Annotated in this window: 13 protein-coding genes and 1 pseudogene; 1 reads left to right on the top strand and 13 read right to left on the bottom strand. The window is 61.2% G+C overall.

Annotation, left to right across the window (positions count from 1 at the left end):
• Positions 1-88: 88 nt before the first annotated feature.
• The 11 genes and pseudogenes from CG471_RS11005 to CG471_RS11050 form a co-directional block, all read right to left on the bottom strand.
• Positions 89-742 (bottom strand): type IV secretion system protein, encoded by a 654-nt coding sequence (locus CG471_RS11005; protein WP_099231905.1) that lies wholly within the window; start codon positions 740-742, stop codon positions 89-91.
• A gap of 4 nt (positions 743-746) precedes the next feature.
• Complete coding sequence (locus CG471_RS11010; RefSeq protein WP_037512064.1) at positions 747-3,158, bottom strand: VirB4 family type IV secretion/conjugal transfer ATPase; 2,412 nt, start codon at positions 3,156-3,158, stop codon at positions 747-749.
• Entirely contained in the window at positions 3,151-3,489 is a 339-nt protein-coding gene (locus tag CG471_RS11015; protein ID WP_004212763.1) for a type IV secretion system protein VirB3, read from the bottom strand. Before CG471_RS11015 ends, CG471_RS11010 begins: the two co-directional genes overlap by 8 nt.
• 7 nt (positions 3,490-3,496) lie before the next feature.
• Positions 3,497-3,838: a TrbC/VirB2 family protein gene (locus tag CG471_RS11020; RefSeq protein WP_004212761.1), complete on the bottom strand. Its 342-nt coding sequence runs from the start codon at positions 3,836-3,838 to the stop codon at positions 3,497-3,499.
• Complete coding sequence (locus tag CG471_RS11025; RefSeq protein ID WP_004212760.1) at positions 3,835-4,503, bottom strand: lytic transglycosylase domain-containing protein; 669 nt, start codon at positions 4,501-4,503, stop codon at positions 3,835-3,837. Before CG471_RS11025 ends, CG471_RS11020 begins: the two co-directional genes overlap by 4 nt.
• The gene (locus CG471_RS11030; RefSeq protein ID WP_004212759.1) at positions 4,500-4,862 is read right to left on the bottom strand and encodes a hypothetical protein; all 363 of its coding nucleotides are present in this window, start codon (positions 4,860-4,862) and stop codon (positions 4,500-4,502) included. Before CG471_RS11030 ends, CG471_RS11025 begins: the two co-directional genes overlap by 4 nt.
• A gap of 374 nt (positions 4,863-5,236) precedes the next feature.
• Positions 5,237-5,995: an autoinducer binding domain-containing protein gene (locus CG471_RS11035; protein ID WP_099231906.1), complete on the bottom strand. Its 759-nt coding sequence runs from the start codon at positions 5,993-5,995 to the stop codon at positions 5,237-5,239.
• 348 nt (positions 5,996-6,343) lie between these two features.
• Positions 6,344-7,072 (bottom strand): quinate/shikimate dehydrogenase (pyrroloquinoline-quinone) domain protein, encoded by a 729-nt coding sequence (locus CG471_RS31240; RefSeq protein WP_257211500.1) that lies wholly within the window; start codon positions 7,070-7,072, stop codon positions 6,344-6,346.
• 270 nt (positions 7,073-7,342) lie between these two features.
• Positions 7,343-7,594 (bottom strand): annotated as a pseudogene (locus CG471_RS31765) (membrane-bound PQQ-dependent dehydrogenase, glucose/quinate/shikimate family); the annotation flags it as partial.
• Positions 7,595-7,647: 53 nt separating this feature from the next.
• Positions 7,648-8,025, bottom strand: coding sequence for an autoinducer binding domain-containing protein (locus CG471_RS11045; RefSeq protein WP_230588645.1), 378 nt, complete (start codon positions 8,023-8,025; stop codon positions 7,648-7,650).
• 13 nt (positions 8,026-8,038) lie between these two features.
• Positions 8,039-8,800 carry a LuxR family transcriptional regulator gene (locus tag CG471_RS11050; protein ID WP_004212755.1) on the bottom strand — a complete coding sequence of 254 codons (762 nt, stop codon included), beginning with the start codon at positions 8,798-8,800 and terminating at the stop codon, positions 8,039-8,041.
• Positions 8,801-9,021: 221 nt separating this feature from the next.
• Between CG471_RS11050 and CG471_RS11055 the strand changes: the two genes are divergently transcribed.
• Entirely contained in the window at positions 9,022-9,591 is a 570-nt protein-coding gene (locus tag CG471_RS11055; RefSeq protein WP_004212754.1) for a hypothetical protein, read from the top strand.
• Positions 9,592-9,700: 109 nt separating this feature from the next.
• Here the strand turns inward: CG471_RS11055 and CG471_RS11060 are convergent, their stop codons facing one another.
• Both CG471_RS11060 and CG471_RS11065 read right to left on the bottom strand, forming a co-directional pair.
• Positions 9,701-10,381, bottom strand: a complete 681-nt coding sequence (locus CG471_RS11060) for an isoprenylcysteine carboxylmethyltransferase family protein (RefSeq protein WP_004212753.1) — start codon at positions 10,379-10,381, stop codon at positions 9,701-9,703.
• Entirely contained in the window at positions 10,378-10,641 is a 264-nt protein-coding gene (locus tag CG471_RS11065; RefSeq protein WP_004212752.1) for a DUF2933 domain-containing protein, read from the bottom strand. The genes CG471_RS11060 and CG471_RS11065 overlap by 4 nt, the downstream gene beginning before the upstream one ends.
• Positions 10,642-10,758: the final 117 nt, after the last annotated feature.

A 10,758-nucleotide genomic window follows, 5' to 3' on the forward strand; every position in this document is an offset into this window, starting at 1 on the left:
GATGCCACCACGTGAGTGGACCATGGCGAAGGCGCAATTTGCCGTGATCTTCGGCGAACGTTTCATCAGAGCCATGGCGGCCTGATGATCAACCGCCCGGCCGCACACGGAAATCCTGACAGTCCCCTTGAAGCTGGACGGAATCATTCTGGATATGCGCATTCTCGACACCGACGCGGGCCTGGATATCCATCACATCCTTGGCGTCGGACGCTGAATCGAGCGAAGTGCGCAGCTCCTCCAGACCGGCCGTACGCTGAGCGGTCACACCATAGGCTGCCTCGGCAATAGCCGCATCCCGCGATGCCAGATCCCCATTGCGCAAAATGGTGTCACGGCCGGAGCGCTCGTAAGCGGTCGCATCCGGCCGTAAATCGGGGAGATCGACCCGGTTGGCCGAACGGATGCGGTTGGCCGAGCTGGCAAGACTGCCCAAGCCGCTCATATCCGACGACATCAATCGCTGAATGTCGCGAGCCTCGCTCGGCAGAAGATGCCGGACAGCGTCGGTGCTGAGCGAACTGGCAATCTTGTTGACGTTGGTCAGCTTGTTGACGCTGTCGAACATATCGGTCGCCTGCGCGATCTGCGCCTTGCCCTGCTCGATCATCGCGAGCGTGTTCTTCACGGTCGAAAGGGTCTGGAGGAAGGTGTTGGAATCGTAGACGGGGATGCCCTGAGCGCTGGCCGGGGTGCTCAGCGCCAGCAAACCGCCAATCGCGAGGATCGAAAAAGCTCTCATCTTTCTATCCTTTCCTTCTGTTCGCGGTCGCCCGCTGCTCGTGAAAAATGGGCAACCAACGCGCCGGATCGTCACCATGTTCGCGGCGCACTGCGTCAAGAATTCCAACCGTCGCCGTGGTGCCGGAGAGCACCGCAAGCTCGTCACCAAGACCGGCGAGATCAAGCTCGACGACGATCGAGTCATGGCCTTGTTTGATGAGGAAGCGCCGGCTCTCGGGGATCAGATCGCTGCGGATCAGCTTGAACTCGGCGCGGGTGAGGCCGAGGCCATCGATATAGTCGGACTCCCGGCCATAGGGGTTGGGCAGCAGGATCTTGGTCGCGACCTGTTCCATGATGCTGTGGGAAATGTCGGAGCGCAGCGCGTCGGCCGGGCTTTGCGTGCCGAACACCAGAAAGGCGTTCTGCTTACGGTAGGTTTTCAGACCATCCTGCGCGAACGCGCGGAAGGCTTCATCGCCGAGCGCTTTCCAGAATTCGTCGATGTCGATCACCAGTCTGCGGCCGTCGAGCAGCGCGTCGATGCGGTGGAACATATACATCATGAGCGGCGTGCGGATCTCGGCATTGTCGAGGAAATCAGTCATGTCGAAGCCGATGAACCGCGCTTCGAGCGTCAGTTCGTCTGCGTTATTGTCGAACACCCAGCCCAACGCGCCGCCGCGCGCCCATTTCTCGAGACGCGCGCCGATGCCCTCGGGATCGCGCTGCCCCAGCAATTGCCGCAAGGCGAGGATCGATCGCTCTTCGGGGGGCAATCGGCCGATCGATAGGATGCCATCGTCGATCATGCGCTCCTGCATGACACCGAGCTGGCCACCAACGGGCGTGACCAGTTGGCGTATCAGTCGACCAAGGAACGTGATGTTGCCCGGTGACTGATCGAGCGCACGCAGGGGCGCGAAGCCGGTCGGCACGCCATTGCGCAGGGCAAGATAGGTGCCGCCCGATGCGCGTACATAGATTTCCGCGCCCCGGTCCTTGTCGATAAAGATCTGCTGGGCGCCGGTCTTCTCGAGCTGCGCCATCAGGAAATTCTGCACCACGGTCTTACCGCCACCCGACGGGCCGATGATCAGCGTGTGGCCGAGATCGTTGACGTGGAAATTGAAATAATAGGGCGACTGGGCTGCGGTCTTCATCAGTGCGATCGCAGCGCCCCAATGATTGCCATCGGCCCGACCGGCAGGGAAGGTGTGGAAGGGTGACAGGGCGGCGAAGTTGCGCGACGTGATGGCGGCAGGTCGGGCGCGCCAGGCAAAATTTCCCGGCAACTGCGACCAGAAGGCGGCCTCCAGCGCTGGTCCCTCGCGTGCTGAAACCAGGCCGGCATCGGCCAGCGCGGCGCGCGCCGTCGAGAGATTTTCGGCGAGCCGCTTCTGGTCTTCGCTGAACACGGCGAGCGAGAAGTGATGCTCGCCCAGCACGAACCGATTGCTCTGCAGATCATCGGCGGCATCGGCGAGCTCGAGCGCCTGGCTCGCTGCCGCATCTTCGGTCGATGCCATCTGGTTCTGGCGCCTGCGCAGTCGCTCGGACGCACGCGCCTTGCCCATGAACGCGAAGGACTGGGTGACGACGAACGCGAAATCCTGCGAGAGAAGCGCGTTGACCTGCCCCGGTCGCGTCATGGCCGGATATTCGCGGATACCGAACAGGCCGACGAAGCGGCTATCGGCATGGGCGCGAACCTCGACCGTCTCGCGGCCGAAGATCACCCTTTCGCCGTAGATCGCCGATCCCAGATGACCACGAACAAGCGGGACGCGCGTCGCGCGCCCCATCATGACGAGTTCCAGCACCTCGAGCGGCTGCGAGAACATGAGGCCGCGATGTTCGTACAAACCCAGTCGCTGTGGCCTGCAACGCGCGAGCAGCTTCTCTATATCGCGCGCCTTGTCCTCGAAACGAACGAGCTCGTCCTCGTCGACCTCGGTTCCCTCTTTGCGGGCACTGGACAGGCGACGCAGCAAGACCCCTGTGCGGTCGGCCGAGCCAACGGACGGGCGCATCACCAGCGTCAGATAGAGCTCGTTGACGAACATGCGCTTAGCGGTGACCCGCGCGCGATATTTGGCATCGAGATCGGCGGCGAACGTAGAGCGAAACTCGCCCTCGGGATAGTCGGTGACCGGGCGGCGCACGATATGCGTCCAGATCGCGAGACGATCGTCGGCGATGTTGCGCAACGTCCCGTTGAGCTTCTCATGCCAGTCGTTCAGCTGAGCGGGATCGGCTGTCTCGAAGGCGATGCCGTCCAGCCTGAACATCATCATCAGGTCGCGCCCGTCGAGCGCGATCACCTGCGCATCGACGTGCCGCGCATAAGGCAGATAGCGCGCAGGATCCGCCTCGTTCTTGAGGATGCGCCACGGAGTACGCGCCGCATCGCGCGAGAAGGCACGACTAGCCATGCAGAAAGCCCTTTCGGCGTGCGCCCTGAGTGGGGAGGGGAGAGTAGGAACTGCCACCCCACCAACCGCGGTTGCGGCATCGCGCCTTCGTCATCGTCCAAAGCCACAGCAGCCGGAAGGCATTGGCGTCGTGGCGGACGATCAGGCGGGCGATCGCAAGAAACGCGCCTGCGAGTGCCAAAGCGTAGAGCGGATTGCCGCTTATGATGAGGGTCAGGCAGGATGCGAGTGCGATAGGCAGCGACGCTTCGATCGGAACGCCCATCCACATCGTCGGCCGCGTCACTGCCAGGAAGAGCGTTTCTTCACGCAGCTTGTCGTCGTTGACCATGATGGCCTCACGCACCGCCGGTGATGGTGTCGACGATCCACTGCGCGCTGAACACGATGAAGATGCCGACGATGACGGTGACGAGAAGACCGAGGCTGGCGCGGCCAGTGAAGAACATGAAGCCCACGATGACCACCGCGATCACCGCGATCGTCTTCGCAAACGTGCCGGTCAGCCAGGTCTTGATGTTGTCCGCCATGGAGGTGATGCCGTCGGCGGCCTGCGCATAGGCCGGGTCTGTCAGCACAAGCGAGACGAGAACCGCCGCTAAAAGCAGCGTGAAATACTGGGAGAATGATCGCGCAGACGCGGAGTGCGCAGCAGCAGGCAAGGGCGGTGTGGCGATCATTCGGGCTGTCCTTTCAATGGGGCGGTTTGAGACGAGCCGAACACCATCAGCGTCGCAGTTTGCGCGACGGCCGAGGTGTTCCAGCTTTGATCGGGTGGATCCGCTACTGGCGAGGGGGTAGGAGCCGGGCTCTGTGCCGCTTTCGCTATCGGCGCGTCTGCCATGGCAATGCCTGCACGTTGCCGGATTTGCGGTATGATGCTGCTCGACGAGGCGTAGACCTTGCCGACATAGCCATTGGCAAAACCCTTCCAGCGGTTGCCGGTATTATACATGGACATGGCCGTGGCGATCGCATCCTCGGTGGAGCGGCTGGACTTCGCCACACTGGTGTAATTCTCGGCGAGCACGCGTGCCGATGCGGCGAGGTTTCGGCACGGTTCGAAAGCGTCCTCGATCGACAGGTTCAACGGCTTGAGATTCGCGCTGTTGATCTGGCCAAGGCCGAGATCGATATTGTAGCCGCGCGCGATCAGCGACCGGGCGGACGCGATGGCCGACGCGCGATCGGACACCTTCGGCGCCGCGACGCCCTTGGCGTTCACGCCGATGGCATAGGGATCGAAATGACTTTCGGTGTAAACCAGCGAGACGAGAGTTTCTGCCGCGACCGTGGGCGCGCATTGCCGCGCGAGCGCGACCACGGCTGCAAGCTCGAGCATCATCGGGGCGTCGTTCCCGGTTCGATGGCGGCTTGGGGCAAGCGCTCTATATTGGCGAGCGAGTAGGTCGTCTGGCGGCCGTCGGCGAAGGTCATGACCACGCGGCGTCGCGTCGCCGAGTTGCGATCATAGACCTTGGTCTTGGCAACGCCCCCGCCAGAGCAGCCGGGGAATGAACCGCCCAGGGCAAGTCGTTCCCAGAGCTTCACCATTGGCGGGACGCAAGCACCATATTGCGTCGCCCCGCCGGGGTTTGAGAGGCAAAGCAACACCTGGCAGCCCAGATCATTGGCCTGCGCTGGTGTTGCGGGCATGCACAGTGCCATGGCGGATGCGATGATGGCGTGACGCCTATGCAGCATGCTTGCCTCCATGCCGCTGTCAGTGCAGGGCAAGGACAGCGGCTTATTTGAATGAAAGTCGCGCTACTTTTGAGCCGTTTAGCGCCGTTTGACGCAATCCCCCCACTTAGGGGGAACGAGGTGGCACCTGGCTCTGGTTCATCCGACGGACTGTAGGAAAGCCACAAGGCCGCGCACGACGCATGCCCAGTTGGACCTGACTTTATCGACAGCAGAATTGAGCATTCCGACGAGGGTGAGGGGCCTTCGTCGGCGTAATCATTCAGATGTGGGGGACGCGATGATAGAGGACAGTTACTGCTCGATCAGTCGAGCATCGCTCGCGGCTTCTCGGTGATGACGAGGGGGTAGTGTTCGGGTTGCGACGCTACTGGTTACAGCATTGCGTCGATATTGAGATGCCCGTCTCGCACCGCGCGCAGCACAAGCTGGGTCCGCCGCCGCACACCATAGCGCCGCCGTGCGCCCTCGACATATTCATGCACAGTGTCGCGGCTGAGCCCGAGTATCTGGGCTGCCTCCCAATCGCTTTTACCCTGTTCGACGAGCGCGATGCAGTCGATCTGTCGGGGGCTGAGCGGCACCGGTTCATAGCTCAGACGCTCCTCTCCGAGGATCGCGCGACCGCGATCAAAAGCGATCGTGCCGATCAAGCGGGCGGCAAGAGCATCCTCTCCCGAAATTTCGTCATCGTTTGCGCGTGCAACAGAGAAAAGCGCGTCGGGCTCATCAGCCATGCGGATCGGCATAGTGAAGCCCTGGCGCAGCCCGTGATCGCGCCCCTTTGCCAATGTAGCAATCTGGCGGGTGCTGGGATCGATGAATTCCCCGATCTGGTTCCAGTTCAGCCCGGACGGCGTTTTGCCCACGGCAGCGTGGACCGGATCATCGAGGTAGAGCCTGGTCTCGATCACTTCGTCGAGCCATTTGACAGGATATGTCGTCAGCATCAGCGCATTCTTGCTGCGTTGTACCAGATCGACATTATGCAGGAGGGCAAACCAGCGGAAACCAAAGTCCCTGACAATTGCGTCCACGAGGTTTGAAAGTTGGTCGAGCGTTGTCGCCAGTTTTGAACTCTGCTCGAAGGCGCCGATAGTCGCCAAGCGGCCGATGTCGCGCGTGCCCTGCATGAATTCAGGCTCGACGGACGGATAGACGACGTCTAGCCCAAAATCGGTGAGTTTACTGATATTTGCGATCAGATGCGTGCTGCCTGAGATATTGTGGTGTCAGTCAGGCGATCCGGAAATAGGCTCTCCCTTTCTGAAACAAACAAGCAACACGCGGCGTATTTTTCTGCTGGCTCAGCCACCGCGCTGGAAGCCTGCGTTGGGCCACCAGCCTTGGAGATCCCGGCAGGTTTCACCATCCCCAGCCGTTGACCCTCAACCGGTTCGATAATAAGAATTATGTTAAATAAATCAATATGTTAGGTCTGCGGCGGCAATGGCTTTTGCCGCCGCAGACCTTCAAGTGCCTCAGTCCGGCAGCTTGTAGGCGATGACAAGGTCACCGCGGTCAAGCGATTGCCGCGCGCCGCCCGCCGTCACAACGACATATTGCTTCTTCGTCTTTGGAGAGACGAAGGTCATCGGCGTTGCCTGTCCACCAACGGGCATCCGCTTCGCCAGCAGCTCCTTGCCGGTGCGCACGTCGATCGCCCGCAGGTAATAGTCGGTGGTCCCGGTGTAGAAGATCAGGCCCGATCCGGTGGTCAGTGCGCCCGACAGCGTCGGCGTTCCGATCGGGATACGCAGATGCGTCTTGATGCCAAGCGGACCTGTGTCCTGGGTCGTGCCCAAGGGCTTTTGCCAGACGATCGCGCGCGTCTTGAGATCGATCGCGGTCATGGTCCCGAACGGAGGATTCTGACACGGCACGCCAAGCGGCGACATAAACCCGGTGAGAAGCGCACCGTAGGGCGCACCGGCTTGCGGGTTGATCCCGTCGTGTCCCGCACCACCTTCGACCTTCGGCTCACCCAGGATGCGGTCGGTTTCCGCTCTGGGAACAAGACGCAGGATTTGCGCAAGGCGGATGTCATTCACGATCAGATAGTCGTTGGTGCGATTGACGCTGGCCGACCCCCAATTCATGCCGCCGTAGAAGCCCGGCCACTGCAGCGTGCCTTCGAGCGACGGCGGTGTCATGTCACCTTCATAGCGCAGCTTGCGGAAAGCAACGCGACACCAGAGCTGGTCGAACATGCTCACGCCCCACATCCGGCGCTCGCTCAGAGGATCAGCACCAATGACAGGCATGCCAGTCGAATAAGGCTGGGTCGGCGAATAGCGCTCGCCGGGGATCGAACCCTTGGGCACGCGACGCTCCTCGACCGGCGCTACCGGTCGGCCGGTACGCCGATCGAGGACGAAGATCTGGCCGCGCTTGGTGACCTGGATCAGCGCAGGCGTGGTGCCGCCCTTTCCGTTCGGAATATCGTAAAGCGTAGGCTGAGCGGGGACGTCATAGTCCCAAAGATCATGATGCGTGGTCTGGAAGGCCCACCGTTCACGACCCGTCTTGAGATCGAGAGCAACGACGGAGGACGAACGCGCGTCCTCGATCGCAGTCCGCTCGCCACCCCAGAAGTCCGGCGTGCTGTTGCCCGTCGGCAGGTAGATCAGCCCGAGCTGTTCATCGACCGCTGGTGAGGCCCAGACGTTCGGCGTGCCGCGAGTGTAGGTCTGTCCTTCGGGCGGCTCGCCAGTAATGTTGGGATTGCCAATGTCCGAACGGCAGACTTCGGCTCGTCGCCTAGGATGTTCTCAGTATTTCCAGCTTAGCGTTGTCTGGCGAACAAATCTTGAGGTGAGGCCTCGTAGGCTTCTGCCAGGATCGAGCGATCGGCGGCCGTCAGAGAGATGATCGACTGAACCGCCGACCAGGCAAAGCCCACATTGGTGCGATGGCTGGCGCGGTGGATCGGGTCGCTCGCATAGAGGCGTCTCGCCTGGAAGCGCTCCACCCAGTCTTGCGGATAGTCGACGATGTGGACCGAGCGAACCGCAGGCTTCAGGTCGACATGATGGACCAGGGCATAGTGCCGAAAGCCCATGGCCTTCGTGATTTCGGCCATCAGGTCAGACAAGGCCGTAGCGTCCTTGATCGCGCCAGCGACAGCGCAGAAATCCTGAACTTGCCCAAGCCCGATCATCATATGGCCGGCGAGATCAGAGCAGCGCTTCCATGTTGAGATGACCATCGCGAACCGCGCGCAGCACCAGCTGCGTGCGTCGTCGCACGCCATAACGCCTGCGGGCCGATTCAACATATTCGTGCACGGTGTCGCGGCTGAGGCCGAGGATCTGGCCGATCTCCCAGTCGCTTTTGCCTTGCGCGACGAGCGCGATGCATTCGACCTGGCGAGGGCTGAGAGGGACGCAGGCCAATGGCCCTGCCCTTTCGCCAAGCAGCTCGCGCGCCCGATCATAAGCGACCGAGCCGAGCAGACGGGCGGTCAGAACCTCCTCTGCGCTGAGCGGCTCGTCGCGCGATCGGGCGGCGGTAAAGATCGCCTCGGGTTCCCCCGGGGTCCGGATTGGCAAACTGTAGCCGGACGCAAGGTCATGGTCCCTGGCGCGGTCGAGGATGCTTCGCTGGCGCGGCGTGAGCTCCAGCACGTCGCCGATCCGGTCCCAGGCGAGCCCTGACGGGGTGCGAGCGCAGGCCGCATGGATCGGATCTTCGAGATAATGGCGTTCTTCGAGAACTTCCTCGAGCCAGGCCGATGGATAGGTTGTGAGGAACAGGCTTTGCTCGCCTCCGCGCCGAAGGTCGATATTGTGAAGCAGCGTGAACCAGCGGAAGCCAAGATCGCGCACGGCGGCATCGATCGTGCCATGTAAATCGCCAAGGGTTTCAGCACGCTGACAGTCCGCCGCAAAGCGCGTGAGATCATCAAGGCGGCCGCAGTCTTTTATCCTGTTCGCCATAGGCGACGGAAGCTCGTCCGCGAGGAGACGGCTCGTCCAGACCTAAGCGGCGAGCGCCATGATTATCAGGATGAGTTGAGAACGATTCGCAACAATCTACGATTAGAATGGATCGCCTATGACACTTTATCCGCCGGCAAAGTGTCATAGCTGACAACCCGTCTGCGGCCGCCGATTTGGGATTCACATTGATCCTGCTTTGTGCTTGATTCCATCATGTTATGTTTCATGCAGGCAAGCCTCTTGAACCCTCCATTGGCTGTGATGTCGCGGCCGTGCTCGAGACGCTGGCGACCGTATCGAGCCGGCCCCGTTATGCCTTCATGCTGCTCAACCTGATCGCCCAGGTGGCGGGGCCAGATGGAAGCGCCGGTCCCTGGGTCAGGCGGAACGATGGGCTCGTTTCCCTGCGCGATTGGCTATGCGACGCATTGACCCCGATGGCCCAGCGTGGTCCGCGCAGCATTACGCTGGCCGAGCGGGTCGAGAGCGACCTCGCTAGAAACGGACTGCTCCCCGGCGATCTGGAGAAAAGGCGCGGCGTGATCGCGGAGGAAATGCGGGCACGCATTCGCACAGCCGGCAAGAGTAATCTCAGTCGCGCCGTTTCCGAACTGGTGAATGCAGGCCTGCTCCGCCGACATTATCAGGGCTATCGCGTCGACCATCGGAACCGTGGCGGCCAGCGCCACGCCGTCTATACCTTGATCGGCGATGCTCTGCGTCTAGTGCCGGGCATCAGCTCCACACCGAATCTGCCCGTGCAAGGCGAACTTGCCCTCCCAAGATGATTGCGCAGTCGAACCGGGGTTGCTGCAGTAGTGTGCTGTGAGGTCGGGTAACGATGTCCGAATAATAAGGCCAGTCAGAACGTCAGCATTGACCTTGCCGGCAATTACATCAGCCATTCCCGTCAAAGGATCGCCATGGCCTTCTTCGACGCGAATGGATTGTCAGATTCGGAATGAAGCCGGGCACGCGAGCCATATAATCGCGGTAAACCTCGCCGAAGCTGGCTAGCGCCTCCTTTTCCTCATGCCGAGCCAGCCGAATATACATCACGACGAGCACCGGAAACATAGCAAGGGTCAAAAGGGTCGGCCATTGTAGCAAAAAGCCGAGCATGACGAGAATGAAGCCGACATATTGCGGGTGCCGGATCCGGGCATAAATCCCAGTAAGGGCCAATTGGTGTTTGCGCTGACTCAAGTGAAGGGCCGTCCATGCAACCGAGATCAGCCAGTAACCCACGCCGATCAGCACAAAGCTGGCGATGTGGAATGGACCGTAATGGGGATTAACTCGCCAGCCGAACATCATCTCCAGGAGATGTCCAGCATCGTGGCTCCACCAGTCGACAGCGGGGAAATACGACTGGAGCCACCCCGAAAGCACGAAGATCGTGAGCGGGAAGCCATACATTTCCGCGAAGAGCGCTATGATGAAAGCGCTGAACGCCCCCAAACTGCGCCAGTCTCGTTTAGTTGCCGGCTTGAAGAAGCTGAACGCAAAGAGGATGAAAACGGCGGCGTTAACCAGCGCGAGCCCCCACAGACCATAGCCATAGTCGGCGTGCGTCATCGCGACTCTCCTTCGATGCGGCCGTTGGGATTGGCCGGTAAGCCGGCGGGTGCCTGACCGGGCTCATGGCCATGCTGATGCCCACCATGGCCGCGGTGCATGAACAGGTGCATGAGCGGGCAGGCGAGCAGGATGAGATAGGGCAGCACACCCAGGAAGTGCGCGGTATACTCGGTGAGGAGGAAGAAGCTAGCGACGAGCAGGAAGCCGATCAGAACGATCTTGCCGCGCTTGCGCATGCGATGGTCATGTTCGCCCATATGCCGTCCTCTTCTGGTCAACGTCCGGGCAGCATAGGCTCGAGTCCAAGGAGCAAGGTATAAGTAGAGACCGAAGTCCCCCGGGCATCGCGCAGGCATGGGTAAGGCGATCGATGG

Origin of the sequence: Sphingobium sp. IP1, assembly GCF_002708645.1 — a bacterium.
Taxonomy (GTDB): domain Bacteria; phylum Pseudomonadota; class Alphaproteobacteria; order Sphingomonadales; family Sphingomonadaceae; genus Sphingobium; species Sphingobium yanoikuyae.